The sequence below is a fragment of the Kribbella qitaiheensis genome (genome assembly GCF_042657745.1).
In the GTDB taxonomy this organism is placed as follows: Bacteria; Actinomycetota; Actinomycetes; order Propionibacteriales; family Kribbellaceae; genus Kribbella; species Kribbella qitaiheensis.
In genome coordinates this window covers 195,031-220,629 of the sequence record NZ_JBHSKE010000021.1, presented here as the reverse complement: position 1 = coordinate 220,629, position 25,599 = coordinate 195,031, and the positions used below count along the sequence as shown (strand labels likewise).

26 protein-coding genes and 2 tRNA genes are annotated in these 25,599 nt (G+C 67.7%); 7 read left to right on the top strand and 21 right to left on the bottom strand.

What is annotated here, in order from left to right; translation table 11 throughout:
- Nucleotides 1-77 precede the first annotated feature (77 nt).
- On the bottom strand, nucleotides 78-488 hold the full coding sequence (locus ACFPJ1_RS18035) for a DUF2000 domain-containing protein (RefSeq protein ID WP_380105223.1): 411 nt from the start codon (nucleotides 486-488) through the stop codon (nucleotides 78-80).
- A gap of 79 nt (nucleotides 489-567) precedes the next feature.
- Here ACFPJ1_RS18035 and ACFPJ1_RS18030 point away from each other — a divergent pair, with 79 nt between their 5' ends.
- The gene (locus tag ACFPJ1_RS18030; RefSeq protein ID WP_380105222.1) at nucleotides 568-1,023 is read left to right on the top strand and encodes an Lrp/AsnC family transcriptional regulator; all 456 of its coding nucleotides are present in this window, start codon (nucleotides 568-570) and stop codon (nucleotides 1,021-1,023) included.
- Here ACFPJ1_RS18030 and ACFPJ1_RS18025 read toward each other — a convergent pair.
- The 9 genes from ACFPJ1_RS18025 to ACFPJ1_RS17985 form a co-directional block, all read right to left on the bottom strand.
- Nucleotides 1,020-1,769 (bottom strand): hypothetical protein, encoded by a 750-nt coding sequence (locus tag ACFPJ1_RS18025; protein WP_380105220.1) that lies wholly within the window; start codon nucleotides 1,767-1,769, stop codon nucleotides 1,020-1,022. The genes ACFPJ1_RS18030 and ACFPJ1_RS18025 overlap by 4 nt on opposite strands.
- 50 nt (nucleotides 1,770-1,819) lie before the next feature.
- Nucleotides 1,820-2,989, bottom strand: coding sequence for a rod shape-determining protein RodA (rodA, locus tag ACFPJ1_RS18020; protein ID WP_380105218.1), 1,170 nt, complete (start codon nucleotides 2,987-2,989; stop codon nucleotides 1,820-1,822).
- The gene (mrdA, locus tag ACFPJ1_RS18015) at nucleotides 2,986-5,037 is read right to left on the bottom strand and encodes a penicillin-binding protein 2 (protein WP_380105216.1); all 2,052 of its coding nucleotides are present in this window, start codon (nucleotides 5,035-5,037) and stop codon (nucleotides 2,986-2,988) included. The genes rodA and mrdA overlap by 4 nt, the downstream gene beginning before the upstream one ends.
- Entirely contained in the window at nucleotides 5,034-5,567 is a 534-nt protein-coding gene (gene mreD, locus ACFPJ1_RS18010) for a rod shape-determining protein MreD (protein WP_380105214.1), read from the bottom strand. The genes mrdA and mreD overlap by 4 nt, the downstream gene beginning before the upstream one ends.
- Before the next feature lies 1 nt (nucleotide 5,568).
- Nucleotides 5,569-6,495 carry a rod shape-determining protein MreC gene (mreC, locus tag ACFPJ1_RS18005; protein WP_380105212.1) on the bottom strand — a complete coding sequence of 309 codons (927 nt, stop codon included), beginning with the start codon at nucleotides 6,493-6,495 and terminating at the stop codon, nucleotides 5,569-5,571.
- A gap of 10 nt (nucleotides 6,496-6,505) precedes the next feature.
- Nucleotides 6,506-7,534 carry a rod shape-determining protein gene (gene mreB / locus ACFPJ1_RS18000; RefSeq protein ID WP_380105210.1) on the bottom strand — a complete coding sequence of 343 codons (1,029 nt, stop codon included), beginning with the start codon at nucleotides 7,532-7,534 and terminating at the stop codon, nucleotides 6,506-6,508.
- A gap of 415 nt (nucleotides 7,535-7,949) precedes the next feature.
- Nucleotides 7,950-8,360, bottom strand: a complete 411-nt coding sequence (gene ndk / locus ACFPJ1_RS17995; RefSeq protein ID WP_380105209.1) for a nucleoside-diphosphate kinase — start codon at nucleotides 8,358-8,360, stop codon at nucleotides 7,950-7,952.
- Nucleotides 8,361-8,533: 173 nt separating this feature from the next.
- On the bottom strand, nucleotides 8,534-8,899 hold the full coding sequence (locus ACFPJ1_RS17990; RefSeq protein WP_380105208.1) for a DUF4233 domain-containing protein: 366 nt from the start codon (nucleotides 8,897-8,899) through the stop codon (nucleotides 8,534-8,536).
- Nucleotides 8,896-10,281, bottom strand: coding sequence for a bifunctional folylpolyglutamate synthase/dihydrofolate synthase (locus tag ACFPJ1_RS17985; RefSeq protein WP_380105206.1), 1,386 nt, complete (start codon nucleotides 10,279-10,281; stop codon nucleotides 8,896-8,898). Before ACFPJ1_RS17985 ends, ACFPJ1_RS17990 begins: the two co-directional genes overlap by 4 nt.
- Before the next feature lie 73 nt (nucleotides 10,282-10,354).
- Here ACFPJ1_RS17985 and valS point away from each other — a divergent pair, with 73 nt between their 5' ends.
- A complete protein-coding gene (valS, locus tag ACFPJ1_RS17980) occupies nucleotides 10,355-12,895 on the top strand; it encodes a valine--tRNA ligase (protein ID WP_380105204.1) in 2,541 nt (846 codons plus the stop codon).
- Nucleotides 12,896-14,289: 1,394 nt separating this feature from the next.
- Nucleotides 14,290-14,790 (top strand): hypothetical protein, encoded by a 501-nt coding sequence (locus ACFPJ1_RS17975; RefSeq protein WP_380105202.1) that lies wholly within the window; start codon nucleotides 14,290-14,292, stop codon nucleotides 14,788-14,790.
- A 342-nt stretch (nucleotides 14,791-15,132) separates the two neighbouring features.
- Here the strand turns inward: ACFPJ1_RS17975 and clpX are convergent, their stop codons facing one another.
- The 6 genes from clpX to ACFPJ1_RS17945 form a co-directional block, all read right to left on the bottom strand.
- Complete coding sequence (gene clpX / locus ACFPJ1_RS17970; protein WP_380105200.1) at nucleotides 15,133-16,428, bottom strand: ATP-dependent Clp protease ATP-binding subunit ClpX; 1,296 nt, start codon at nucleotides 16,426-16,428, stop codon at nucleotides 15,133-15,135.
- A 180-nt stretch (nucleotides 16,429-16,608) separates the two neighbouring features.
- Complete coding sequence (locus ACFPJ1_RS17965; protein WP_132197557.1) at nucleotides 16,609-17,220, bottom strand: ATP-dependent Clp protease proteolytic subunit; 612 nt, start codon at nucleotides 17,218-17,220, stop codon at nucleotides 16,609-16,611.
- A gap of 28 nt (nucleotides 17,221-17,248) precedes the next feature.
- Nucleotides 17,249-17,872, bottom strand: coding sequence for a ClpP family protease (locus ACFPJ1_RS17960; RefSeq protein WP_132197559.1), 624 nt, complete (start codon nucleotides 17,870-17,872; stop codon nucleotides 17,249-17,251).
- A gap of 98 nt (nucleotides 17,873-17,970) precedes the next feature.
- Nucleotides 17,971-18,282 carry a hypothetical protein gene (locus ACFPJ1_RS17955; RefSeq protein ID WP_380105199.1) on the bottom strand — a complete coding sequence of 104 codons (312 nt, stop codon included), beginning with the start codon at nucleotides 18,280-18,282 and terminating at the stop codon, nucleotides 17,971-17,973.
- Between the two features lie 135 nt (nucleotides 18,283-18,417).
- Nucleotides 18,418-19,815, bottom strand: coding sequence for a trigger factor (tig, locus tag ACFPJ1_RS17950; RefSeq protein WP_380105197.1), 1,398 nt, complete (start codon nucleotides 19,813-19,815; stop codon nucleotides 18,418-18,420).
- Between the two features lie 77 nt (nucleotides 19,816-19,892).
- Nucleotides 19,893-19,965, bottom strand: a tRNA-Pro gene (locus ACFPJ1_RS17945).
- Nucleotides 19,966-20,089: 124 nt separating this feature from the next.
- On the opposite strand from ACFPJ1_RS17945, the gene ACFPJ1_RS17940 reads away from it, so the two are divergent.
- Nucleotides 20,090-20,160: transfer RNA gene (locus ACFPJ1_RS17940), tRNA-Gly, on the top strand.
- Nucleotides 20,161-20,254: 94 nt separating this feature from the next.
- Here ACFPJ1_RS17940 and ACFPJ1_RS17935 read toward each other — a convergent pair.
- Nucleotides 20,255-20,755 (bottom strand): tyrosine-type recombinase/integrase, encoded by a 501-nt coding sequence (locus ACFPJ1_RS17935; RefSeq protein ID WP_380105195.1) that lies wholly within the window; start codon nucleotides 20,753-20,755, stop codon nucleotides 20,255-20,257.
- Between the two features lie 217 nt (nucleotides 20,756-20,972).
- Between ACFPJ1_RS17935 and ACFPJ1_RS17930 the strand changes: the two genes are divergently transcribed.
- Nucleotides 20,973-21,404, top strand: a complete 432-nt coding sequence (locus tag ACFPJ1_RS17930; protein WP_380105194.1) for a hypothetical protein — start codon at nucleotides 20,973-20,975, stop codon at nucleotides 21,402-21,404.
- A 715-nt stretch (nucleotides 21,405-22,119) separates the two neighbouring features.
- Here the strand turns inward: ACFPJ1_RS17930 and ACFPJ1_RS17925 are convergent.
- The 3 genes from ACFPJ1_RS17925 to ACFPJ1_RS17915 form a co-directional block, all read right to left on the bottom strand.
- Complete coding sequence (locus tag ACFPJ1_RS17925) at nucleotides 22,120-22,434, bottom strand: hypothetical protein (RefSeq protein WP_380105192.1); 315 nt, start codon at nucleotides 22,432-22,434, stop codon at nucleotides 22,120-22,122.
- A gap of 229 nt (nucleotides 22,435-22,663) precedes the next feature.
- Nucleotides 22,664-23,422 (bottom strand): MBL fold metallo-hydrolase, encoded by a 759-nt coding sequence (locus ACFPJ1_RS17920; protein ID WP_380105190.1) that lies wholly within the window; start codon nucleotides 23,420-23,422, stop codon nucleotides 22,664-22,666.
- Between the two features lie 187 nt (nucleotides 23,423-23,609).
- A complete protein-coding gene (locus tag ACFPJ1_RS17915; RefSeq protein WP_380105189.1) occupies nucleotides 23,610-23,978 on the bottom strand; it encodes a YciI family protein in 369 nt (122 codons plus the stop codon).
- 243 nt (nucleotides 23,979-24,221) lie between these two features.
- Here ACFPJ1_RS17915 and ACFPJ1_RS17910 point away from each other — a divergent pair, with 243 nt between their 5' ends.
- Together ACFPJ1_RS17910 and ACFPJ1_RS17905 are read left to right on the top strand one after the other, a co-directional pair.
- Nucleotides 24,222-24,575: a VOC family protein gene (locus ACFPJ1_RS17910; RefSeq protein ID WP_380105187.1), complete on the top strand. Its 354-nt coding sequence runs from the start codon at nucleotides 24,222-24,224 to the stop codon at nucleotides 24,573-24,575.
- Nucleotides 24,576-25,235, top strand: a complete 660-nt coding sequence (locus ACFPJ1_RS17905) for a TIGR03086 family metal-binding protein (RefSeq protein ID WP_380105185.1) — start codon at nucleotides 24,576-24,578, stop codon at nucleotides 25,233-25,235.
- A 54-nt stretch (nucleotides 25,236-25,289) separates the two neighbouring features.
- On the opposite strand, the gene ACFPJ1_RS17900 is transcribed toward ACFPJ1_RS17905, so the two are convergent.
- On the bottom strand, nucleotides 25,290-25,577 hold the full coding sequence (locus tag ACFPJ1_RS17900) for a DUF1905 domain-containing protein (protein WP_380105183.1): 288 nt from the start codon (nucleotides 25,575-25,577) through the stop codon (nucleotides 25,290-25,292).
- Nucleotides 25,578-25,599: the final 22 nt, after the last annotated feature.

Sequence of the window (25,599 nt, the reverse complement as noted above, 5' to 3'; positions counted from 1 at the left end):
ATCCCCAGGCTCGGGGCTCGGCTGACGGGCTGTTCGCCGACTGTCGTCTTACAAGGTGCCAGCGGGCGAACCACGCGCTATCCGTATAGGGCGAGGGCTCCGGTCAGGGAGTCGACGGCGGAGCGAGGGCCATAGATGGCGAGGCCGGTGTACTCGAGGTCTTCTTCCTTGGTGCCACTCATCGTCGCGAGGTACTGCTCGTAGGTTCGCGACGTCCGCGCCACCTGGTTGATGTCGTGCACCGCGACCCCGTCCCGCGCAGCAGCCGCCTCTCGCAGTTCCCGCAACCGCCCCGCATCAGCCTTCAACACCGGGATCGGATGTACGCAGATGCCCGGATGATCCCCACCGGAGCCGTCCGTCGAGTCCTCGCCGACCAGCTCTGCGACATCGGATCCCAGCCCGACCCCGAGCAGAGCAGCCGCGTTCAACGCCACCCCCACCGGCGCGTCCGCGTCGATCACCACCACCAGCTTGTTCGCCAACATGTCGGCCAAGGTAGCCGCCTGCACACCAATCCATACCGACGACCGAACGATGTTCGGCAGAGCTGCCAAACTGATCGTCATGGACGAACTTGATACGGCGCTCCTGCGGCTGCTGCAGAACGACGCGCGCCGCACCAACCGCGACATGGCCGCCGAGCTGGGCATCGCGCCGTCGACCTGCCTGGAGCGGATCCGCGGCCTCAAGGACCGTGGCGTGATCACCGGGTACCACGCCGAGGTCGACCTGCAGGCGATCGAGCGGTCCACCCAGGCGATCATCTCGATCAAGCTCCGCCCGCAGGCGATGGCCGTCGCGACCGCGTTCCAGGACTACGTGAACAAGCTGCCCCAGACCCTCGAACTCTTCATGGTCTCCGGCGCCTCCGACTTCCTCGCCCACGTCGCCGTCAAGGACACCCAGGCCCTCCGGGACCTCGTCCTCGACCTGGCCAAACGCCAGGAGATCGGCGACATCCGCAGCTCAGTCGTCTTCGAACACCACCGCCGAACCACCGTGATGCCACTGGAGCGCTAGCTATCGGCGAGGACGGTGCGGGCCTTTTCCACGGCGGCCTCGGTGGCGCCGTCGAGCTCGCCTTCCTGGCCGGCCAGGATCGAGACGGAGAGGATGACGTCGCCGATGCCCGTGGTGGCGGCGGTGAACTCGCGGCCCTCGAGCGGCCCGGCGGTCCCGGTCAGCTTGAAGGCGAACGGTTCCTCACCGAACTCCGGAGCCGGGATCTCCACGACCTCCATCGGCGACGAGCCCTGACCGGGGACGCGCATGGTCACCTTCTTGCAGGACTCGACAGCTTCCTTGTATGAGGTCTGCAGCTTCCGGACCGCCTTGGTGGTGACCATGGAGTCGATGCCGAAGTCGATGTACGGACCCTCCTGGCTGCCCGAGAAGGACCGCGCCGCGCTCGTCTTGGAGCCGGGCGCCTTCTCGGAGTTCAGGTACTTCACCAGCGTCTTGCACTTGCTGGTCGGCGACGAGAAGGTGCCCGCGCTCTCGTCGTCGGAGTCCTCCGGCTCCAGCGAGAACCCGCTCGGCAGATCCTTCAGCTCGAGCAGAGCCTTGGTCAGCTCGGACTTCGTCCGCTGGGTCGGGCCGACCTCGGTCGGGGTCTCTGAGGGCGTCGGCTCGGCCGGAGTACTGACCGGAGCCGTGGGGGTCGAGGCGGACGGTGAAACCGCTCCGCTGGGTTGGTCCTCGCCACAGGCGGCGAGCGTGAACGTGAGAGCTGCGGCAACGGCGAGCGGGAACGGCGCGAGCTTCATAACCCATCCAGAACCGTCGAGGGCCTAGGGAAGGCTGAAGAGTACCCGACTCACACCTGGTGGGATCGAAGGTGGATGTTCTGCAGCAGCCCGACCGCCAGCAGCCCGGCGAACATCGACGATCCGCCGTAGGAGACGAACGGCAGCGGAAGACCGGTGACGGGCATGATCCCGAGCGTCATGCCGATGTTCTCGAAGGCCTGGAAGGCGAACCAGCAGACCACTCCGGTGGCCACCAGCCGGCCGAACGCGTCCCTCGCGTTCACCGCGATCCGCAGCCCGCGCCACAGGATCAGCGCGAACAGGAAGATGATCGCGCCGGCGCCGATCAGCCCTAGCTCCTCACCGGCCACGGTGAAGACGAAGTCGGTGTGCTGCTCGGGCACGAACGCGTTCTGCGTCTGCGACCCGTGGAACAGCCCCTGCCCGAAGACCCCGCCGTTGCCGATCGCGATCCGCGCCTGGTTCACGTTGTAGCCGATGCCCTGCGGGTCCTGCGACGGGTCCGCGAACGCGGTGAACCGGGCGAGCTGGTACTCCTTCAGCACGTTCAGCTGGATCGCCAGTGCGCCGATCAGTGTCGCCGCGGTGACGATGCCGAGCATCCACCGCTTCGGTACGCCGGAGACCGCGACGATGCCAAACATGATCGAGCCGAGCACCATCACCGTGCCGAGGTCGGGCTGCAGCATCACCAGCAGCACCGGTACCGCGGCGACCGCGATCGCCTGGGCGATGTCGATCGTGCGGGCGTTCTCGCGGTGGTTCGTCTCGCCCTTCTCCGCGATCAGCAGCGCCATCCCGACGATCACCGCGAGCTTGGCGAACTCGCTCGGCTGGACCGACATCCACGGCAGCTGGATCCACGAGCGCGACCCGTTGATCACCGCGCCGACCCCGGGCACCAGCACGAGGATCAGCCCGAGCACCGACGCGGCGTACAGGACGGGCGCGAGGATGCGGACGCGGCGGTGGTCGGTGAGGGCGGCACCGATCGCGAGCACCAGGCCGATCACGAAGTTCAGCGCGTGCCGGACCAGGAACTCGTACTCGTTGCCGTCGGTGAGTGAGGTGCGCCGGTAGGTCGCGGACCAGATCAGCAGCGACCCGATCGCTGACAGCGCGAGCACGCCGATCACGAGCACCCAGTCGGCGTGCCAGAGGGCGGAGCGCCGATCGGCTCGGGGTCGCGCCTGACGGATCGGCGTCAGCAGGCTCATTGCGCCGGCTGCTTCGCGGGCGGAGCGGGCTTGATGTTGTAGAGCGTCTCGTAGATCTTCCGTACCGCGTCGCCGGAGGCGCCGGACCCAGTGCCGGCCTGGCTGATCATCATCACCACGGCATAGCGATCCGAGTACGACGCGAGCCACGAGGTGGTCTGCTTGCCGTAGACCTCGGCCGTACCGGTCTTGGCGCGGATCGGGATCTGGTCCAGGGGGAACCCGGTGAACTTCCAGGCCGCCGTACCGGTGCGGGTGGTCTCCTTCAGCGCCTTGTCGATGTAGCGCAGCGTCGAGGCGGGCACAGGGAGGCGGGACGCGACCTTGCTCGGGACGGGGCGCGCCTTGCCGTTCGGGCCGATCACCGCCTTCGCCACGTGCGGCTGCCAGAGGGTGCCGCCGTTCGAGAGCGCCGAGTAGACCGTGGCCAGCTGCAACGGTGTGAGCGTTGTGTCGCCCTGGCCGATGGCGAAGTTCACGGCGTCACCCGCGCGGTAGCGGTAGCCGTCCACGCAGAACTCGCGGGAGAACTGCTTCAGGAACGCCGACGTCCCGGAGGGCGGGTTCTCCGCGAGCTTGCAGTAGTAGTCCTTCTGCGCGTCGTAGTACTCCTTCTTCCACTTGCGGTCGGCGATCCGGCCAGACACCTCGCCGGGCAGGTCGATCCCGGTCGGCTTGCCGAGGCCGAACTTCTTCGCCATCTCGACCAGCGGGTCCACCGCGTTGATGTCGCCGGAGTTGCCGCCCTCCTTGAGCCACAGGTTGTAGGCGATCCGGTAGAAGAAGGTGTCGCAGGACAGCGCGAGCGCCTGGTCGAAGCCGATCATCCCGTAGGAGGCGGACTCGTAGTTCTTGAACCTGCGGTTGCCGACCTCGAAGAACGACGAGCAGTCGAGCCGGGTCTTCGTGCTGTACCCGTTGGCCATGGCGGCCGCGGTGGTGATCGGCTTGAAGGTCGAGCCCGGTGCCAGCTGGCCCTGCAACGCCCGCGACACCAGCGGGGTCCCGGACTTGGCCGAGTAGAGCGCGTCGAGTTCGCGCTGCGAGATGCCGCCGACCCAGACGCCCGGGTCGTAGCTGGGGTAGCTCGCCATCGCGACGATCTGGCCGGTCTTGGTGTCCATCACCACGGCCGCGCCGGAGTCGGCGACGTACTTGCGCTTGGTGATCTTGTCGTACTGCTTGCGGGCCGTCATGATCGCGCCGCGCAACTGCGCTTCGACCGACGCCTGGACCCGTGCGTCGATGCTCGTCATCAGCGTCGACCCCGGCACTGGCGCGGTCTGCTTCTGCAGACCGGTGGTGTATCCGACTGCGTCGACGATCACGTTCTTCACGCCGGGCTTCCCGCGCAGCAACTGGTCGTACGTGCGCTCGACCCCGGCGCGGCCGACGAGGTCCGAACGGTGCGGCACCGAGTCCTGCCCGGCCTTCTCGAGGCCGTCCAGCTCGGTGGTGGTGATCGGCGACAGATAGCCCAGGATGTGCGCCGCGTTCACCCCGTACGGTGAGGGGTAGGCCCGCAGCGCGGCCGATTCCGCCGCCACGCCCGGGAAGTCCTCGCGGCGCTCCATCACCTCGATCGCCACCTGCTCGCTGACGTCCTTGGCCACCGGGATCGGCTGGTACGGCGTGCCGTTCCAGCAGGCGGGTGGCTTCGATGCCCCGGGCTCACCGCAGAGCATGGTCCGGGCGGTCAGGTCCTTCGGCTTCTGGCCGAGCACCTTCGCCAGCCGGGCGAGCACCGCCTTCTGCTGGTCGTCCGGCAGCTTGGCCAGCACGGACCGGTCGACGGTGATCACCAGCGACACCCGGTTGCCGACCAGGGTGCGGCCGGCCGCGTCGACGATCGTGCCGCGTGGGGCCGGGACGAGCACCTCGCGGGTGTGGTTCTCGGTGGCGGCCTGGCTGTAGTCCTCGGAGGACATCACCTGCATGTACCAGAGCCGCGCCAGCAGGGTGAACATCAACGAGAAGACCAGCACCTGGATCACGAACAGGCGCAACCGCGGCTTCAGCGGCGCCGGGTTGAAGCTGTCGAAGCTCATCGCAGCACCCGCTGCCGCTCCCGGGCCGGCACGACCCGTCGCATCACCCACATCACCAGCGGGATCACCACGATCGCGCCGACCACGTCGTACCCGGCGGCGATCCCGACCCGGACCCCGAACTCACCCCAGTCGACCGCCGGATCGTGCAACAGCGACCCGGTCGCGGAGTACACGGTCAGGGACAGCACCGCACCCAGTACTACGGTCACCGCGACGCCGAGTGGTCCCACTGGTCCGGCGGAGGTCTCTCGCCGGATCAGGCCCGCGACGTAGCCGGAGAGTGCCAGCGCGAGAGCCCAGCGGCCGGCCGTGTGGTCCGCGGGTGGCACCACGTCGAGCATCAGGCCGCCGGCGAACCCGGCGATCGCACCCCACTCGGGTCCTCTTGCCAGGCCGAGCGCGAGGACCACGATCATCACCAGGTCGCCGGTGACCCCGGCGACGGCGATGTGCGGCAGCACCGAGGTCTGCACGGTGACGGCGATCATCAGGAACAGCGCGGCCAGGGCGATCCGGAGCGCGGGCACGTCAGCGTCCCTTCTCCGGAGTCACCGTGGTGCGCGGCGCCCGGGCGGGTGGACCGGTGACAACGCCGACCGTGTCGATGCTGCTCGGGTCGACGAACGGCTTCACCTGCGCGGTCGAGCCGAGCGCGCCCTGCACCGGCGTCACCGAGGTGATCTGACCGATCGGCACCCCCGGGACGTACGGCGCGTTGCCGCTCGACCCCCAGGTGACGATCCGGTCACCCGGCTTGGGCTGCGCCTTCAGATCCACCAACTTGTAGTCCAGCGTCGCGTGCGAGCCCACCTCACCACGGCCGGAGACGAACCCAAGCGCGAGCGTGGAGTTCAACCGGCCGCCGACGGTCGAGTTGCGGTCGCCGATGAGCAGCACGGTCGCGGTCGCCTCGGTGGTGCGCACCACCCGGCCGACGAGCCCGTCGCCGTTGAGCACGGTCATGTCCGGCCGCACCCCGTCCGCAGTACCGGCGTCGATCGTCACCGTGTGGTTGAAGCTCTGCGCGCTGCCGAACCCGATCACCCGCGCCGGCGTCACCGTGTAGGCCGGAGCGACCTTCAGCAGCCGATCCAGCTCCGCCGCGCGGCTGCGGGCGTAGTCGGTGGTCTTCAGGTCACTGTTGAGTTTTTCGTTCTCCGCTTGGAGTTTCTCGTTCTCTGCCTTGAGCCTATCCACTTCGGCGAACCGGTCGCGGAGGTTGTCCACAGGCTGCCTGGCGTTGGTCGCACCCGACTCCAGCGGACCGAACACGGCCGCCGCGGCATGCCGGAGCGGCTCCACCGGCGAACCGGCCGAGCGCCGCGCGTCCAGCACGATCAGGGTGAAGGAGGCCAGGATCACCAGCACCAGGATCGTCCGGCGGCGGCGGATCTCCCGCGGCATACCGGCCGACCGGACCAGGCCCTTGGCCGGTGTTCCGAGGTCTGTGAGCATCGCGTCTGTCTCAGCGGCGGCGGTCGGTGACGAGGATTCGGTTCAGCGTCTCGATGTTGTCGACGCATTTGCCGGCCCCGAGGACGACGGCGTCCAGCGGGTTCTCGGCGACGTGGATCGGGATACCGGTCTCGTGCCGCAGCCGCTCGTCCATGCCCTTCAGCAGCGCGCCGCCGCCGGTCAGCACGATGCCGCGGTCGACGATGTCGCCGGCCAGTTCGGGCGGGGTCTTGTCCAGGGTGGCCTTGACCGCGTCGACGATCGCGGTGATCGGCTCCTCGATCGCCTGCCGGATGCTCGACGACGACACCTTCACGGTGCGCGGCAGCCCGGACACCATGTCCCGGCCGCGGATCTCGGTGTCTGGGCCGTCGGAGGTCGGGAAGGCCGAGCCGATGGTCATCTTGATCTGCTCGGAGGTGGCCTCGCCGAGCATCAGCGAGTACTCCTTCTTGCAGTAGTTCACGACCGCCTTGTCGATGGCGTCGCCGGCCACCCGGATCGACTGGCTGGTGACGATGCCGCCGAACGAGATCACCGCGACCTCGGTGGTGCCACCGCCGATGTCGACCACCATGTTGCCGGTGGCGTCGCGGACCTCGAGGTTGGAGCCGAGCGCGGCGGCCATCGGCTCCTCGATGATGTAGACCTTGCGCGCGCCGGCCATGTACCCGGCGTCGCGGACCGCGCGCTGCTCGACCGCGGTGATCCCGGACGGCACGCAGACGACGATCCGGGGCTTGGCGAAGTACCGCCGGCGGTGCACCCGCTGGATGAAGTACCGCAGCATCTGCTCGGCCGCGTCGAAGTCGGCGATCACGCCGTCCTTGAGCGGCCGGATCGCGGTGATGTTGCCCGGCGTACGGCCGATCATCTTCTTGGCCTCGTGCCCGAACGCGACCGCCTCACGCGGTTCGTCCGTCCGGGTCGCCACGACGGACGGCTCGTTCAGGACCACGCCGCGACCGCGCACGTAGACCAGGGTGTTCGCCGTTCCGAGGTCGACCGCCATATCGCGGCCGAGCATGCTGTTCGCCATCGACGGCGCCCTTCCGCTCGATCCGGGTTCTCAGGCTAAGCGCGCGACCACTGTCGCCGCCGCATCGACACGGGCCCGACAAGTCCGGATTACCCAGGTCGACCGCCCACGCATCGTATCCGACTAGTGACCCCGAGAAGTCCACGGGTCCCGTTGCCCTGCTTGGCGTTGCGGGTCATCAGCCGCCTGACGGTACTAGCCCACGTCGCTCCTGCGTCGGCACCGCCGTACCTAAGGACAGGAAGAGGTCGCATGCGACGCCAACCTCCACGCCTACCGACGAGGTTCAGGCGCGGAGAAATCCCAGTACGTCCTGTCGGTCCGTACGCCGCCCGCTCAACCACCTGGTACTGATCGAGCGGCGACAAACGAGTCGCGCCCGCCGGGGTGCGTCGCCGGACCCCGGAGTACAGGGTCAGGGGAGATCCGGGAACCAGATCTTGATTTCGCGGGAGGCGGATTCCGGGGAGTCGGAGCCGTGGACGAGGTTCTCGCGGTTGGAGAGGGAGAAGTCGCCGCGGATGGTGCCGGGGGCTGCCTTGCGGCCGTCGGTGGCGCCGTTCAGGGCGCGGACCACCTCGACGGCCTCGTCACCCTCGAGGACCAGGGCGACCAGGGGGCCGCTGGTGACGAAGGCGCGCAGCGGCGGGTAGAAGTCGCGCTCGACGTGCTCGGCGTAGTGCTGGTCGGCCTGTTCGCCGTCAATGGTGCGCAGGTCCATCGCGACGATGGACAGGCCCTTCTCCTCGAAGCGGCCGAGGACCTCCCCGACCAGGCCACGGCGTACCGTGTCGGGCTTCAGCAGGACGAGGGTGCGCTGCGACATGTCTGTTCAACTCCGGGGTTTCTAGGCGGCCTTTCGCCGCTGAGCCTATCGATCACAACTTTTCACGCGGATGGCGCATCTAGCAGGTAGCAGAGAAGGCGAGGGGGGCTTGCCGACTCTGTCGCGATGGGTTGCGAGTCGGCGTCACTGCCTCAAGGTGGCGCCGGTTCGCGTCAGCTTGGTTCTTGCTGCGCCGGGCCGCCCTGAGCGGATTGAGCCTGGGCCGCCGCCTTCGCCTCGTCGACCCGCTTCCCCAGCACGATCGCCATCACCCAGAACGTGCCGAAGGCCAGACCGAGCGCGAACATCACCGGTACGACGAAGCCGAGGCCGACCGCCGCGACCTGGATGATCGAGCCGAGCACATAGCCGACCGGGTTCCCGAGCAGCCCGGCCGCGACGACAGCCAGTACTGCGAGCCCGAGGCACAGCGGCAGCGCAGTACTGGGTTCGACGTCGGCGACCGAGATCATCACCGGGGTGACGAGGGCGAGCACGAGCGCCTCGAAGCCCAGCACGATCGATGCGAGCGACCTCATCGCCGGTTCCCCGACTGCTCCTGGGACTGCTGCGACCGGTCCTTGCGGACGAGCAGCGAGCGGGCCTCACCCGCGGTGATCACCGAACCGGTGATCAGGACGCCACCGGTACCCATCGCGAGCGCGTTCTCCTCGGCCAGCCGGATCGCGTCGTCGATCGCGTCGATCAGCTTCGGCCGGACCAGTACCCGGTCCTCGCCGAAGATCTCCGCGGCGATCTCGCCCAGTTCCTCGGCCGGCATCGACCGCTCGGCGAACGAGTTCCGGGTGCAGACGACCGTCTCCATGATCGGCTCGTACGCCTCGAGGAGGCCGTACACGTCCTTGTCCTTCATACAGCCCAGTACGCCGATCAGCGGCTGAAACGCGAACGCCTCGGTCACGGTGGCGGCGGTCGCCTCGGCGCCGTGCGGGTTGTGCGCCGCGTCGACGATCACCGTCGGGCTGGTCCGCACGACCTCCATTCGGCCGGGGCTCGTCACCTCGGCGAATCCGGCCTGGACCAGATCGTTGGTGATCCGGTCCTCGGTCTGCGCGCCGGAGCCGAGCAGTGCCTCGACTGCCGCGAGGGCGGTCGCCGCGTTGTGGGCCTGGTACTCGCCATGCAGCGGGAGGAACACGTCCTCGTACTCGCCGCCGAGTCCCTTGAACGACACCAGTTGTCCGCCGACTGCCACGGAGCGCGCCGTGACGCCGAACTCCAGACCTTCCCGCGCCACCTGGGCACCGACCTCGGCCGCCCGGCGGAGCAGTACCTCGAACACCTCGAGGCTCTGCTGCGAGATCACCGCCGTACCGCCCTGCTTGATGATCCCGGCCTTGTCCTGCGCGATCGTGACGGGATCGCCGCCGAGTATGTGCGCGTGGTCGACCGCGACCGGGGTGATCACCGAGACGGTGCCGTCAGCGACGTTCGTGGAGTCCCAGGTGCCGCCGAGGCCGACCTCGATCACCGCGACGTCGACGGGTGCGTCCGCGAACGCCGCGAACGCCATACCGGTCATCACCTCGAAGAAGGACAGCGGATGCTCGTTCTCGGAGTCCACCACGTTCACGTACGGCTCGATCTCGGTGTAGATCTCGACGAACCGTTGCTCGTCGATGGGCTCGCCGTTGAGCGTGATCCGCTCCCGGACCGACTCCAGGTGCGGGCTGGTGAACCGCCCGGTCCGCAGCCCGGCCTCCTGCAGCAGCGAGTCGATCATCCGCGCCGTGGAGGTCTTGCCGTTGGTACCGGTCAGGTGGACCACGGGGTACGTCTTCTGCGGATCGCCGAGCAACTCGACGAGCCGCCGGACGCGGTCCAGCGTGGGTGAGATCTTGTGCTCCGGCCAACGGGCCTGGAGCCGCGCCGACACTTCGGCAAACGAAAGGTCGCTCATCAGGAGACCCACTCTAGTGAGGGGTGTGGATAACCGGTCGGAAGCACCCCTTGACAACCACTACGATTGGCGCATGACCGAAACGTCCCGTGTTCCTGACAAGCCCACCCTCGAAGGCCTCGAGGAGAAATGGGCTGCCGTATGGAAGGAACAGCAGACGTACGCGTTCGACCGGACGGCTGAGCGGGCCGACGTCTACTCGATCGACACCCCGCCGCCCACCGTGTCAGGCAAGCTGCACGTCGGCCACATCTTCAGCTACACCCACACCGACCTGATCGCCCGCTTCCAGCGGATGCGCGGCAAGAAGGTCTTCTACCCGATCGGCTGGGACGACAACGGTCTGCCCACCGAGCGGCGGGTGCAGAACTATTACGGCGTGCGCTGCGACCCGACGCTGCCGTACGACGCGTCCTTCGAGCCGCCGGAGAAGCCGGATCCGAAGAAGCAGCTCCCGGTCAGCCGGCAGAACTTCGTCGACCTGTGCGGTGAGCTGACGCACATCGACGAGCAGGCCTTCGAGCGGATGTGGCGCCAGGTCGGCCTCAGCGTCGACTGGAACTACCTCTACACGACCATCTCGGAGGACTCGCGCCGCGCGTCGCAGCGCGCCTTCCTGCGCAACTTCGCCCGCGGCGAGGCGTACCTGTCCGAGGCGCCGACCCTTTGGGACGTCACCTTCCAGACCGCCGTCGCGCAGGCCGAGCTGGAGGCCCGTCCGTACCCAGGCGCGTTCCACCGGATCGCGTTCCACGGTCCGAACGGCCCGATCTACATCGAGACCACCCGGCCCGAGCTGATCCCGGCGTGCGTCGCGCTGATCGCGCACCCGTCCGACGAGCGGTACAAGGACCTCTTCGGTACGACGGTCCGCTCGCCGCTGTTCGACGTGGAGCTGCCGGTCCTGGCACACGAGGCGGCGGAGCCGGACAAGGGCGCCGGCATCGCGATGTGCTGCACCTTCGGCGACCTCACCGACGTCCAGTGGTGGCGCGAGCTGCAACTGCCGGTCCGCACCGTGATCGGCCGCGACGGCCGCCTGCTCCGCGACACCCCCGAGTGGCTCGAGGGTTCGGAGCTGTACGCCGAGCTGGCGGGCAAGACCGTCTTCAGCGCGCGCGAGCTGATCGTCGCGAAGCTGCGCGAGAGCGGCGACCTGGACGGCGAGCCGAAGCCGACGGAGCGGATGGCGAACTTCTACGAGAAGGGCGACAAGCCGCTCGAGATCGTCTCCACCCGGCAGTGGTACATCGCGAACGGCGGGCGTGACGAGCACCTGCGCGAGGAGTTCGTCGAGCTCGGGCTGGAGGAGGAGTGGGTGCCGGAGCACATGCGGCACCGCTACCAGAACTGGGTCGAGGGCCTGAACGGCGACTGGCTGATCTCCCGCCAGCGCTTCTTCGGCGTGCCCTTCCCGGTCTGGTACCCGATCGCCCACGACGGCGAGCCGGACTACGAGCACCCGCTGATGCCGCGCGAGGAAGACCTGCCCATCGACCCGACCTCGCAGGCCCCCAGCGGGTACGACGAGTCCCAGCGCGGCAAGCCGGGCGGGTTCCAGGCGGACCCGGATGTGATGGACACCTGGGCCACCTCGTCGCTGACGCCGCAGATCGTCACCGGCTGGGAGCGGGACGAGGACCTGTTCGCGCGGACCTTCCCGATGGACCTGAACACCCACGCGCACGACATCATCCGGACCTGGCTGTTCTCCCGGGTGGTCCGCGCGAAGTACGAGAACGGCACGCTGCCGTGGAAGCGCTCGATGATCTCGGGCTTCGTCGTCGACCCGGACCGGAAGAAGTTCAGCAAGTCCAAGGGCAACGCGGCGCTGCCGGACGACATCCTGAACAAGTTCGGCTCGGACGCGGTCCGCTGGCGTGCGGCGATGGCCCGGCCGGGTCTGGACTCGCCGTTCGACGAGTCGCAGATGAAGGTCGGTCGCCGGCTCGCGATCAAGGTCCTGAACGCCTCGAAGTTCGTGCTCAGCTTCGGCGCCACCACCGTGGACGCCGCTGCCGTGACGCAGCCCGTCGACCTGGCGATGCTCGCTCAGCTGCGCACCGTCGTCGACACGGCGACCGCAGCCTTCGAGAACTACGACTACACCGGTGCCCTCGAGGCCACGGAGCGGTTCTTCTGGACGTTCTGCGACGACTACGTGGAACTGGTAAAGGAGCGCGCGTACGGCGGACATGGTGAAGCCGGCGCCGACTCGGCCAAGGCGGCTCTAGCCGTCGCCCTGTCGGTCCAGCTGCGCCTGCTCGCGCCGTACCTGCCGTACGCGACCGAAGAGGTCTGGTCCTGGTGGCAGGAAGGCTCGATCCACCTCACGTCCTGGCCGGTCGCGTCCGTGGACGTCGCGACCCCGGAGCAGGACCCGCGGGTCCTCGACGCCGTGGCGGAGGTTCTGGCCGGGATCCGCGGTGCCAAGTCCACTGCCCAGGTCTCGATGAAGACCGAGGTCTCCAAGGTCGAGGTGAGCGGCCCCGCCGACCGCCTGGCCCTCGCCGAGCAGGCCGAGGTCGACCTGCGCGCCGCGGGCCGGATCACCGGCGAGATCGTCTGGAGCCCTGACGAGTCCGATACCGTCTCGGTCGTCGCAACTCTCTGACCTTGGCCGACCGGCCGGATCTTGGTCGACCGGTTGACCGTTGGCGATGGCCGATCGCAGCCTGGTAGCGCTCGCTTCTGAGGAGGCGGGCGCTACCGCTGCGAAACGACCGACTACGCTGCGGAACCAATTTGTCCCGATATGGAACCATCGGGACCGACACACGGCCCACCCCGGCGAGTCCGTCCGCGCCCCGAGGAGCATCCATGACCGACCCCACCACCCCTCCCCCCACGGACGACTCCTCCACCCCGCGCGCCGAGACTCCGCCGGCCGACGCGACCACGCCGCCGGCCAAGAAGGCCACGCCGCGCCGCCGTACCAGCAAGAAGGCAGCCCCCGAATCCGCCGCCTCGGCGGAAACGCCTGACACCGCGCCCGCAACACCCGCCTCAGACGCCGCCGCGGCACTCACCGCCGCCTCCGAGGCCGCACGCCGCACACCCACCGCCGCTTCCCCCGAGAAGCCCCCCGCCGGCCCCCGGAAGCGCCCCATCCAGAAGTCCCCCACCCCCGCCACGCCCCGTGAACTCCCCTTCCACGGAACCCCCGCGAGCACGCCGTCTGCCTCACCCGCACCGCAGCGCGCCGCCAACGCGCCGGCGACCGCAGACGCAGGCGCCCCGGCCAGCTCCGCGGGCAGCGCAGCCTCTGGCACGTCGACTGCTCCCGCACTTGGCTCTCCAGCCAACCCGGCGACCGGTACGCCGGCAGCGAGCAGCCCGACCAACGCTCCGACGAGCCCACGCACTGATACTGCAGGCACCGCCCCGGCAACCCCGCCTACAGGCACGCCGACTGCTCCTGTACCTGGCACAGCCGGCACCACCAGACCGAGCACTCCGACCAGTCCTCCGGCGAGCGCTGGACCAGCTACTCCGCCCAACTCCGGCCCCAGTTCTCCGGCTCGCCCAGGAACCGGTAGGCCGGGCGCTGGTGCGGCCGGCATGCCGAGCGCCGGTGCGGCCAGTACGCCGAGCGCTGGCGCGGGTGCGGGGAGTGGGACTGCACGCGGCGCGGGAACCGGCGCTGCTACCGGTATCAGGGCTGCGGGCGGGTCTGGGACCGGTGCAGCTGCTGGTGCGGTGGGCGGTGGAGTGGTTGGGCGTGACATTGCGGCTGATGACACCCAGCCGATTGCCCCGCAGAGTGCTGGCACGCACGTCGTCGGCTCGACTAGGGGTGGTAGCTCTGGGCTTGGTGGCAGTACCGCTGCCGGCGGCTCCGGGGCCAGTGGTGCGCCCACCGACGGGGGGAAGGGTGGGTCTGTGGTTGAGGAGGCATTGGTTGTTGGGAAGGGCCACAAGCGGGCTAAGCGCGCTCGTGGGATCGGTGGTTTTGGGAAGCGGGTTTGGGGCCGTGTTCGGAAGGTTCAGTGGCGCCGGAATCCCTGGGTGACCATCGGGGCCGTGCTGGTGGCGCTGGTGGTCATTGCCGGGTTGGGGTATTTCGCGGGGATCGGGCCGATGAACCGGTTGAACGCCTCGCGCGGGATCGAGCCGCCGGCGAAGCTGGCCGGGCTGGATCGGATCACGGACCAAGGGATTCGCGGGCAGTTGCAGCTCGACCAGACCAAGGATGCGTTGAGCCGGATCAACGACGGAAAACAGGCGACGGTCGAGGCGTACGGGAATCTCGACGGCAAGCGGCTGTTCGTCGTGATCGCGATGCGTGGACGGGTCGACATCGACAAGACGGTCAAGGATTCCGGGGCGACGCCTGATCAGGTCAAGGTCGTCGGGAAGTCCACCTGCGTCGAGTCGACCGACAACCTGCCGACCCAGTGCTACCGGGGTTCAAACACCCTGACGGTGATCGCCCAGGCAGCCAACGCCGACGCCGGCGTGAACGACGTCGGCCCCGTCGCCGACGAAGCCTTCACCGCCATGAAGTAACCCACACAAAGTCGCGATACACACAACGAGAACCGCCGGACTTTGCCGTGGGCAACGGATCGAACGGCTTCCGGTCCGGCTGACACGTCGACCCGTCAGCGGGAGACTGCAACTTCACCAGGCACGCCGTGATGGTGGCGTCGGCGCAGGCGCTCTTCCCGCCCCGTCCGGCAACTTGCCAGCGGCAACAGTCGCCCGACGCTCGGCGACGGTGGGCCGCCATCGACGCTGGGCGGGCGGTCCCTCGGTCCGCGTCCACCACGAGAAGGAGGCCGGCACCCGCCTGTCAGCGGATGCCGGCCTCTCTCGAAACACCGAGCTCGGAACAGAAACCCCGAGCGGTCAGGCGGTCTTCTCGCGCCGCTCCCGCTTCCGCTCGATCTGATCCCGCGGGATCAGGGTCGGGTTCACGTTCTCCAGCACGACCTCGCCGGTGACGACGACCTTGGCCACGTCCTCACGGCTGGGCACCTCGTACATCACGTTGAGGAGCACCTCCTCCATGATGGCGCGCAGGCCGCGAGCACCGGTGCCGCGCAGCAGCGCCTGATCCGCGATCGCCTCGACCGCGTCGTCGCTGAACTCCAGCTCGACGTTGTCGATCTCGAAGAGCCGCCGGTACTGCTTGACCAGCGCGTTCTTCGGCTCGGACAGGATCTTGATCAGCGCGTCCCGGTCCAGCGGGGACACAGTGGTGATGACCGGGAGCCGGCCGATGAACTCGGGGATCAGGCCGAACTTCAGCAGGTCTTCCGGCATCACGTCGGAGTAGCCGCCGACCTCGCGGGGCTTCTCCGGCTCGCGCTTGGCGTTGAAGCCGAGCGTCTTCTTGCCGACCCGCTGCTCCACCATGTGATCCAGGCCGGCGAACGCGCCGCCGACGATGAACAGCACGTTGGTGGTGTCGATCTGGATGAACTCCTGGTGCGGGTGCTTGCGGCCGCCCTGCGGCGGGACGCTGGCCGTAGTCCCTTCCAGGATCTTCAGCAGGGCCTGCTGCACGCCCTCGCCGGAGACATCGCGGGTGATCGACGGGTTCTCGCTCTTGCGGGCGATCTTGTCGACCTCGTCGATGTAGATGATGCCGGTCTCGGCCTTCTTGACGTCGTAGTCAGCGGCCTGGATCAGCTTCAGCAGGATGTTCTCGACGTCCTCGCCGACGTACCCCGCCTCGGTCAGCGCGGTGGCGTCCGCGATCGCGAACGGCACGTTCAGCATTCGCGCGAGAGTCTGGGCCAGGTACGTCTTGCCGCAGCCCGTCGGGCCGATCAGCAGGATGTTGGACTTCGCCAGCTCGACTGCCTCGTCCTTGGCGTGGCGGCCGGCGGTCGAGGAGCCCTGGCCGTCGCGGACCCGCTTGTAGTGGTTGTAGACCGCCACTGCGAGCGCCTTCTTCGCCACGTCCTGTCCGACGACGTAGGCATTGAGGAAGTCGTAGATCTCACGGGGCTTCGGCAGCTCCGTCAGACCGACCTCGGAGCCCTCGTTGAGCTCCTCCTCGATGATCTCGTTGCAGAGATCGATGCATTCATCGCAGATGTAGACGCCGGGACCGGCGATGAGCTTCTTGACCTGCTTCTGGCTCTTCCCGCAGAACGAGCATTTGAGCAGGTCGCCGCCGTCACCTATGCGTGCCACCGGGACAGATCCCTTCTCTGAGCAGTCGAACCGGGCTGTCGAACCCGAACAGGGCCCGGATCCCGATTTCGACGGTACCGCGCCGAGGGCCGAAACGCTGCGCTCACCGACGCGTTGTGACTACGCCGGTGGCGAACGCCCGCCCCCCTTGACAGCACCGCCGAACCGGGGGTGGTCCGGTCAGACGCCGGCCGGAACCGGGGTCTTGAGGGTCTGCAGGATGTCGTCGATCAGGCCGTACTCGATGGCCTGCTCGGCGGTCAGGAACTTGTCCCGCTCGATGTCGCGGGAGACCTCTTCGAGCGGCTTGCCGCTGGCCTCGGCGATCATCGTCTCCAGCAACGCGCGGAGCCGGAGGATCTCGTTCGCCTGGATCTCGATGTCACTCGACTGGCCGTAGGTGCCCTCGGTGGCCGGCTGGTGGATGATGATCCGGCTGTTCGGCAGCGCAAGCCGCTTGCCCGGCGTACCGGCGGCGAGCAGCACCGCGGCGGCCGAGGCGGCCTGGCCGAGGCAGACCGTCTGCACGTCCGGCTTGATGTAGCGGATCGTGTCGTAGATCGCGGTCAGCGCCGTGAACGAACCACCGGGCGAGTTGATGTAGATGCTGATGTCCCGGTCGGAGTCCATCGCCTGCAGGCAGAGCAGCTGCGCCATCACGGCGTTGGCGATCTCGTCGGTGATCGGGGTGCCGAGGAAGATGATCCGGTCCTCGAACAGCTTGGTGTAGGGGTCGATCCGGCGCATGCCGTACGACGTGCGCTCCTCCCACTGCGGGATGAAGTAGTTCATGCGAGTTTCCTTACTACGGAGTGGGAGATCAGGAGTTGGGGCTGCCGCTGCTCAGCTGGGCGGCGCTGGCCACGACGTGGTCGATGAAGCCGTAGTCCTTCGCCTGCTCCGCGGTGAACCAGCGGTCGCGGTCGGCGTCGTTCTCGACCTGCTCCAGCGGCTGACTGGTGTGCTCCGCGATCAGGCGGAACAGCTGCGCCTTGATGTGCAGCGACTGCTCGGCCTGGATCTTGATGTCGGAGGCGGTTCCACCCATACCGCCGGACGGCTGGTGCATCATGATCCGCGCGTGCGGCAGGGCGAACCGCTTGTTCTTCGCGCCGGCGCAGAGCAGGAACTGCCCCATCGAGGCGGCCAGGCCCATCCCGACCGTGGCGACGTCGTTGGAGATCCACTGCATGGTGTCGTAGATCGCCATGCCCGAGTCCACCGAACCACCCGGCGAGTTGATGTACAGCCAGATGTCCTTGTTGGGGTCCTCGGCGTTGAGGAGCAGCATCTGAGCGCAGATCGCGTTCGCGTTGTCGTCGCGGACCTCGGACCCCAGGAAGATGATCCGGTTGCTCAGCAGGCGCTGGTAGATGTGGTCGTCGAGTCCGCCGGATCCGTTGCCGCCCGCGGCGGTGGGGCTGGCTGCAAATGTCTCGTTCACGAAGCCGACATTACTGGTCCGTGGCGACAGACCTAAGGGTGGTCGGCAAGTGTTCGCTCACGGCGCACTGTGTCTGCTCTGAGCGAAGACGTCCAACGTCACCACGTACACACGACAGCCGACCCGAAGTGGTGCAGTTTCTTCCGCATCCGGGCAGCAGGAACCGCGCCGGCCTGCGCCCTCCCCTGTACTGCGGGCGCAGGCCGTCCCGGTACGGCGAAGGCGGGCCGACCCGGTACTGCGAGACCAGGCCTGGCCGGTACTGCGGGATCGCCCGCGCGCGCTTGTCTGCCAGCCCCGTGGCGCACCGGGATCTCCCGATGCAGGCGCGACCCGACCGGGCGAAGTACAGGCTGGCCCTGCACCCGCCGTACGCGCGGCTGCTGGAGATCCGTCACCTTCGGCTTCATCAACCGACCCCTCTCGCGGTTGGGAAGAACAGCCGCAAAGGTATGGACGGTCGCTTTCAGATCGCTTTCACAGACGAACTACGGCCCGGATCCAGCAGGATCCGGGCCGTAGTGAGTGCTCTGTGTGGGGCTTGATCAGGCCTTGGCGGGCTCTTCCGCCGGGGCCGCGGCCTCGTCGGTGTCGGCCTGCTCCGCCTCCGGGTCGGCGTACGTGCCGTCCGGCTGCAAGGTCTTCAACTCGACCTCGTTGCCGGAGGCGTCGGTGACCTTGGCGTTCTCGACCAGGTGCGCGAGCGCCTTGCCGCGGACGACCTCGGAGACCAGGCTCGGCACCAGGTTGTTCTCGACCGCGTGCTGCGCGAACTGGTCCGGGCTGATGCCCGAGCGCTGCGCGTGCCGGACGATGTGCTCCGTCAGCTCCTGGTCGTTGACGCTCAGCTCCTGCTGCTCGGCGACCATGTCGAGCACGAACTGGGCCTTGATCGCGTCCTCGGAACGCTTCTTCAGGTCCTCGTCGAACTCTTCCTCGGTCTGCTCCTCGCCCTCGAGGAACTGCGCGAAGGTCATCCCGGAGTAGCCGAGCTGCTGCTCGAGGTTCTCCCGGCGGGCCGCCAGCTCGTCGGTCAGCAGGCCCTCGGGGACCGGCACGTCGACCATGGTGAGGATCTTCTCGAGCACCGCGTCACGGGCGTCGCCGGCCTGCTCGAGACGCTTGCCGCGCTCCAGCCGGCCGCGTACGTCGGTGGTGAGCTCCTCGGCGGTGTCGAACTCCGACGCGGTCTGCGCGAAGTCGTCGTCGAACTCGGGCAGCTCCTGCTCCTTGACCGCGGTCACCTTGACCTCGACCTGGACGTCCTCGCCCTTGAGCTCGCCGCCGACCAGCTGGGTGGTGAAGGTGGCCGACTCGTCCGCTGACAGGCCGATGACGGCCTCATCCAGCCCGTCGAGCAGCTGACCGCTGCCGACCTGGTACGACAGGCCGGTCGCCTGCGCCTCCTCGATCTTCTCGCCGTCCTTGGTGGCCGACAGGTCGATCGTGATGAAGTCCTTGTCCTGCACCGCGCGCTCGACCGGGTTCAGCGAGCCGAACCGCTGACGCAGCGCCTCGATCTGCTCGGTCACCTCGTCGTCGCCGATCGCGATGTCGTCGACACCGGCCTCGATCCCGTCCAGGTCCGGCAGGGTGATCTCGGGACGGACCTCGACCTCGGCGGAGAACTGCAGGCTCTCCTTGTCGTTGAACTCGGTCACGTCGACCTCGGGCCGGCCGATCGCCTTGACCTGGTTGTCCTGGACCGCCTGCGAGTACAGCTTCGGCAGCGCGTCGTTGATGGCCTCTTCGAGAACCGGCCCACGACCGACCCGCTGGTCGATCACCTGCGGGGGAACCTTGCCCTTGCGGAAGCCCGGGACGACGATCTGCTGGGCGATACTCTGGTACGCCGCGTCGAGGCTCGGCTTGAGCTCCTCGAACGGCACCTCGACGATGAGCCGGACCTTGGTCGGGCTCACGGACTCGACGGTGCTCTTCACGGTGGCGGTTCTCCTTGGTAGATGACGTTCACAGCCGGGGCCGGACAGGCCACGCTGCACGGTGCTGCTGGGGTTTGTCGGGGCGACAGGACTCGAACCTGCGGTCTCCTGCTCCCAAAGCAGGCGCGCTAGCCACTACGCTACGCCCCGCAGTGACCGCACGAGTCTAGTGGACGCGGACCAGTGCTCGCTCCACCACCCTCCCCGACCCCGGAATTGGGTCCGGACCACAGGATGTGGAATCATGTCCGAGCGCTCGCCGACGCGACCGCACGCGGGTGTAGCTCAATGGTAGAGCCCCAGTCTTCCAAACTGGCTACGCGAGTTCGATTCTCGTCACCCGCTCGGCACGCGAAAGGCCCCCAGCCACAGGGATTCTGAGGCTGGGGGCCCTTCGTCATGCGCGGACCGGATTCGAGCGCCGTGCCCTCCCCGTGCGCTAAGGGACCGGCACCAGCACCCCGGCAGTCCCGTCGTCATCCGGCGTGCCCCCATCCCTGACCTTCGTTTCCCGTTCAACTACCTCGTTCAGCCGGACGGCGATCTCCCGCGCGCGCTCATCCGTGGCGTGCTGGTAGATCAGTGGAGCCCGCATCGTCGAGTGGCCCATGCGTTGCATCAGCTCCCGAGTGGACGCGCCACTCATCGACGCCAGGTGATTACCCGTGTGACGCAGGTCATGGAAGGTGAACCCTGCCGGGAGTCCAGCTTCCGCCACCCGGCTCGTCCACTTAACGGTGCTCCGCCAGCTCCCCCGCTTTGGCGTGCCACCGCGCTCCCCCACAAACAGGAGCGCGTCATCGTCCGGACCGACGTACTTGTTCAGGTGTGCCGCCAGCTCGCCGACCAGGACTTCGGGGATGGTCACACCGCGCTCGCTCGTATCGGACTTCGGCGGCACGACGACGAGCCGGCATTGGTCACGGCGGCTCCGCCCCACGCGACAACAACCATGGTCGAGCCGGACTGTCGGGGCGGTCGATCGGACGCGGGATCGCGTGTTCGACGACTTGGTCGGATGGCAGAGCGTTCATCGGCGTTGGGGCCAGCGACGGTTCAGCTCGTGTCATCAGGCTGAACTATTCGGGCGGATCGTCCGTGTTCATCTGTACAGGCCTCGGCTCGCACGGGCCCACGAGTGTAAGGCAGGTCAGGACATGTCATCGCAGCCTACGGCAACCGGTTCATTCCGTTCGTTCGGTGTCAGCCACCGCACGCTGATCGCCTGGCGACTACTTAGTGCGATCATGTTGCTGGTGATGGGCGGGATCCATCTCTACCTCGTGTTCTACGGAGTAGGCGGCTTGCTTGGCGCGCTGTTCCTGCTCAACGCGGTTGGCGCGCTCGTGCTGGCAATCGCGGTCACCGTGCTGCGTGGGCGGCTCCTGACGCTGGCAACGGCACTGAGCCTGCTATTCGTGGTGGGCACGCTGCTTGCGCTGGTGCTCGCGCTGACCGTTGGACTTTTTGGCATTCACGAGGTCTTAAGCTTCAAGCTGGTGCCCACCACACTGGTGGTGGAGTCCATCGGCACGATCATATTGGCGGTAACCGCCGCGCTCGTGTTGCGGTCGCGACGAGCACCCTGACGGCGCACTTACCGGCAACATCACACCTTGTGCCTATGGCTCCGATCATCGGTAGCGCCGATCATCGTCGTCGTATCTATGGGCACAAGCAACGGGCACTGATCTAGCCGCGATCCGCGCTTTCGACTGTCGCAGATCACCTGGCGGGCGAGTGTTGCGCATCACCCGACGGAGGACTCCGCCTGACCCGCTCTCTGCCGAGTTTGGCTCTCATGGATCAAGGGCGCGCCTTCGGCGCGCGGACCCGGACTGCGGGCGGCGCTGGGGCGCCCGGCGAAGGATGGCGACCCCCGGCTCGCCGTCGAGATCCATGGAGACCGAGCCGACGCTCGCGTCGCGGAGACCTCGGGGATCCTCAGATCGCTCATCCCACAGCTACCAGTGCTCGCTGCGGACGCGTTGAGCGCGGCGCCGCCAGGTTGGCATCGCAGCTATCCTCACGCGGACCTCTGGCTAGACGGCATCGAGTTCCATGCGGACGGCCGAGTGCGTCTGCTGTACGACTTCGGTGACCTGGACCTGCTGGTTCTTGAATTGCACGGCAACGGCGCCAAACACGTTTCGATCGAGCCCTAGCACCGGCGTCGCCGCTCGCTCATGGCGCAACGACGACAGCTTCCAGTCCGGTCGGAGTATCCATGGCTCCGATGATCCCTGATGGGCGTCCGGATCTGCCGCCCGCGCGGTCGTGCCGATGTCCGTGCCCTGTGTCGGTCTATTCGAATCGCAAGGACACCTCGGGATGGGCGACGCGGGCAGATCCCCAATCGCCCTCCATCGCCCAAACCTCGCCTGCATGGAGAACGAAGCGGTCGATGTTGCCCAGGTCCTGCTCGCCGCTGGCGTCGATCGCCGGAGGTATGCCGCTGAGCCGAACCTCAACCGGTTCGCTGCTTCGCACCGACAACCAGCCGGTCAGGTAGCAGTACTGCTCATCCGCCGGTCGGGGCCGGTACCGGGGGTGTTCCGGAGTCAGCACAGCTTCAAGGCGGAAGGACACGCCGTGCTCCGTCGGCGCTACGTCCAACACCCACGAATCTTCGAGATACACCCCGGCCAGGTCGCTTCGTCCGATCTTCCAAACTGGCTACGCGAGTTCGATTCTCGTCACCCGCTCCGACAGCAGAACGCCCCCAGCCACAGGGATTCGGTGGCTAGGGGCCTTCTTCACATCTGGGCCAGATCAGGCCGCGTGCGATTCGTCGCCGCCGATCGGAGGGCTCAACGGTTGGCGGCGACGAGCGCGATGACGCCGACGTTCATCCGGATGAGTGTCGGGCTTGCTCCAGGTTCGACTGGTGGGGGCCGGAGAGCCAGTCTTGACTCAGACGCGCGTCGACCGGTTCCTCTCCTCGCCGCAGCGCGTCGATGTAGGCATGATCGGCAGCAAGGCGGGCCGCCACCTCGGGACCCTCGGCAACGGCCCCGTGGCCGGGGACCAGGACATCGGCGTGCCGGGCGGCCTCACCGAGCCGGTCGAGTGCCGTCTCATAGGCGCCCACCTGATCGGGGCGGCGAGGGTCGAGGAGCGGGATCAGGACGTCGGAGAGCATGTCGCCGGCGAGCAGGACGCCGCGGTCCGCAAGGAGGACCGCGGCATGGCCGATGGCGTGCGCCTGATGCTCGACGATCTCGCCCGGCACGGGTCCCCCGTCCGCGGGCAGCGGGGAGAGGAGCCCGATCAGCTCGAGAGGGATGCCCGACGCGCTCTCCGCCGCCATCGCCTGCGCCCGCTCTCGGGCTTCACTGGCAGCCTGGGCGCCGCCGGGGGTGGCGTAGCGCGGTACGTCGCCGAACCGGGAATGCCAGAGCAGGTGGTCCCAGTGGGGATGGGTGGAGAACCCGGCGACCACCGGACTGCCGAGCCGGTCCACGTCATCGGCGAGCTGGTTCAGATCGGAACCGTCGATGCCGGGATCGACCAGGATCAACCCACCCTCCCCGCGCACCACGATGGCATTGCTCCAGACCCACTCGCTCTGCCGGACCCACACGCCGTCGGCCACCTGATTCAGCATCCGTTCACTTTCTCAGGTGTCTCCATCCGGCGCGAGTTGCGACGCCCTCGGGTCCGGATTCGGGACCGGCGGGCGTCCCCGAGTTCGATTCTCGTCACCCGCTCGGACAGCAGAAGGCCCCAGCCACAGGGATTCGGTGGCTAGGGCCTACTCTCACGTCTGGGTCAGGCGGTCGATCATTTGACGTTCAGGCAGTCTCGGGGACGCCGGCGGTTGCGTACCGGAAACGTCGCACCTCCTGCGGCCAACCGCAGGCCTCCGCGATCTTTCCCGCCCACAGCCGCGCAGCCTCCTCGTCGGCCACGTCGACGACGGCGAAGCCGCCGAGATGCTCCTTGGACTCGACGTACGGGCCGTCTGTGAACAGCGGGGCGCCGCTCGACGCATCGACACTGAACACGGGTGCAGCGTCGTCCAGGCCGCCGGTGAAGATGAGGACCCCGGCAGCCGTCATCTCTGCCCTGAGCGCCCTTGTAGCCCTCGACGCGTTGCGTAGATCTTCGTCCGTGAGATCGCCCACCCACTCGTCGTTGAATGCGATGAGGTACTCGGTCATGTCTCCTCCTCTGCGGCGTGGCCCCTGCGGTCACTCTCCACCTTCTCCACGAACGGCGGCAGCCCAATCCGACACCGCGTCAGAATCCTCCGGCATCCGCGCCTGGCGGACGAGCGCCGCGCATCACCCGACAGAGGACAATCGCCGCCGTCCTGGCGTCTGACCGCCGGTCAGCCCGGGCACCGTCCATTCTTCGAACTAAAGTGCCTGCTTCTGAGGCCCTGGCAGGTCTAAGGTCGGCGGATGACCTTGGAATGGGAACAGGTAGTTGTTCACTCGGTAGATCCGGTGGCCTTGGGGCAGTGGTGGGCTACAGCTCTTGGTTGGGTGGTGGTCTACTCCTCTGATGACGAGTTCGAGATCCGCCCGGAGCCGGATCGCCTGCCGGGGTTGGACTTCGTCCGGCTTGATGAGAGCAAGAAGGCCAAGAGCCGACTGCATCTCGACTTCAGGCCTGATGACCAGGACGCCGAGGTGGCTCGTCTGGTGGCTCACGGCGCACAGCGTGTTGATATTGGCCAGGGTGATCAATCGTGGGTTGTCTTGGCAGACCCCGAAGGTAACGAGTTCTGTGTCCTTGGCCAGCGACGTCAATAAGTGGCTGTTCTGATCCCGAATCTGGGCTTCAGGCTCAGTCGTGTTGACGCCCTCTCCCGTGCGACTACCTTGTTCGGGCCGGGGGGCGGCGTAGCCTCCGGTGCCGTGGAGGTTATTCGGGCGGCGGCTGGTGAGTTCGAGCGGGTGGTTGGGTCGCTGCCGGTGGACGTGTGGGACAACGGCACTCCCTGTGACATCACCGTTCGTGAGGTTGTCGACCATGTGGTGGCCGGCAACGTCTTCGCGGTACGGCTGCTGGCGGGGGCGTCGGTGGCGGAGGCGACTGCTGGGCTTGACGCGGATCAGCTGGGCGACGACCCACTCGGCGCGGTGGTGGCGTCCTGCGAAAGCCAGTCGACGGCGTTCGCAGGCGCCGACGAGAACCGGGTGCTGCACCACCCGAGCGGCGATATCTCTCTGGATACGTTCGTGCGGTTTCGGCTCGGAGAGTTGGTCGTTCACTCGTGGGACCTGGCGGTTGGCGGGGGCCTCGACCCGTCCCTGGATCCCGCTGTGATCGAGGCCCTGTGGGCCCTGGTCGAACCGAATCTTGACGAGATGCGCACGATGGGCGCCTTCGGCCCCGGCGCAAGCGCCAACCTCCCGGACAACTCGTCACCCCAGAACCGCCTGCTAGACGCCTTCGGCCGCCGCCCCTGATCACCTACACGTCAGATGTTCCGGTACTGCGTGCCCCGTGGCCGAGGTCAGAGGTCAGAGGTCTACTTCGACGTTGACGGTGATGAGGTCGCCTAGTTCTAGGTCTTCCGCTTTTCGGACCCAGGACTTGATGGGGACTATGTAGGCGCCGTCCTTGGGCCAGAGGGCTGTCTTCCAGTTGGTCTCGCCGATCTGGGCGGTGACGGGGATCATGCCCCAGCCGTAGGAGACGGCGGTGGACGTCGCCTCCAGGTCGCCGCACTGGTCGTCGGGGACGGTGACGAAATGCCACGGCGAAGGGCCCTTCCAGAACCACATCTCACCACTGAACTCCAGCTCCATCCCGCAAGCATAAGAATCCAGC

What these genes read in the sequence shown, in the direction of transcription:
- ACFPJ1_RS18035 (WP_380105223.1), bottom strand. Translation starts at nt 488, where the DNA reads ATGTTGGCGAACAAGCTGGTGGTGGTGATCGACGCGGACGCGCCGGTG.
- ACFPJ1_RS18030 (WP_380105222.1), top strand. Translation starts at nt 568, where the DNA reads ATGGACGAACTTGATACGGCGCTCCTGCGGCTGCTGCAGAACGACGCG.
- ACFPJ1_RS18025 (WP_380105220.1), bottom strand. Translation starts at nt 1,769, where the DNA reads ATGAAGCTCGCGCCGTTCCCGCTCGCCGTTGCCGCAGCTCTCACGTTC.
- rodA (WP_380105218.1), bottom strand. Translation starts at nt 2,989, where the DNA reads ATGAGCCTGCTGACGCCGATCCGTCAGGCGCGACCCCGAGCCGATCGG.
- mrdA (WP_380105216.1), bottom strand. Translation starts at nt 5,037, where the DNA reads ATGAGCTTCGACAGCTTCAACCCGGCGCCGCTGAAGCCGCGGTTGCGC.
- mreC (WP_380105212.1), bottom strand. Translation starts at nt 6,495, where the DNA reads ATGCTCACAGACCTCGGAACACCGGCCAAGGGCCTGGTCCGGTCGGCC.
- mreB (WP_380105210.1), bottom strand. Translation starts at nt 7,534, where the DNA reads ATGGCGAACAGCATGCTCGGCCGCGATATGGCGGTCGACCTCGGAACG.
- ndk (WP_380105209.1), bottom strand. Translation starts at nt 8,360, where the DNA reads ATGTCGCAGCGCACCCTCGTCCTGCTGAAGCCCGACACGGTACGCCGT.
- ACFPJ1_RS17990 (WP_380105208.1), bottom strand. Translation starts at nt 8,899, where the DNA reads ATGAGGTCGCTCGCATCGATCGTGCTGGGCTTCGAGGCGCTCGTGCTC.
- ACFPJ1_RS17985 (WP_380105206.1), bottom strand. Translation starts at nt 10,281, where the DNA reads ATGAGCGACCTTTCGTTTGCCGAAGTGTCGGCGCGGCTCCAGGCCCGT.
- valS (WP_380105204.1), top strand. Translation starts at nt 10,355, where the DNA reads ATGACCGAAACGTCCCGTGTTCCTGACAAGCCCACCCTCGAAGGCCTC.
- ACFPJ1_RS17965 (WP_132197557.1), bottom strand. Translation starts at nt 17,220, where the DNA reads ATGAACTACTTCATCCCGCAGTGGGAGGAGCGCACGTCGTACGGCATG.
- ACFPJ1_RS17955 (WP_380105199.1), bottom strand. Translation starts at nt 18,282, where the DNA reads ATGAAGCCGAAGGTGACGGATCTCCAGCAGCCGCGCGTACGGCGGGTG.
- ACFPJ1_RS17930 (WP_380105194.1), top strand. Translation starts at nt 20,973, where the DNA reads ATGTCATCGCAGCCTACGGCAACCGGTTCATTCCGTTCGTTCGGTGTC.
- ACFPJ1_RS17920 (WP_380105190.1), bottom strand. Translation starts at nt 23,422, where the DNA reads ATGCTGAATCAGGTGGCCGACGGCGTGTGGGTCCGGCAGAGCGAGTGG.
- ACFPJ1_RS17915 (WP_380105189.1), bottom strand. Translation starts at nt 23,978, where the DNA reads ATGACCGAGTACCTCATCGCATTCAACGACGAGTGGGTGGGCGATCTC.
- ACFPJ1_RS17910 (WP_380105187.1), top strand. Translation starts at nt 24,222, where the DNA reads ATGACCTTGGAATGGGAACAGGTAGTTGTTCACTCGGTAGATCCGGTG.
- ACFPJ1_RS17900 (WP_380105183.1), bottom strand. Translation starts at nt 25,577, where the DNA reads ATGGAGCTGGAGTTCAGTGGTGAGATGTGGTTCTGGAAGGGCCCTTCG.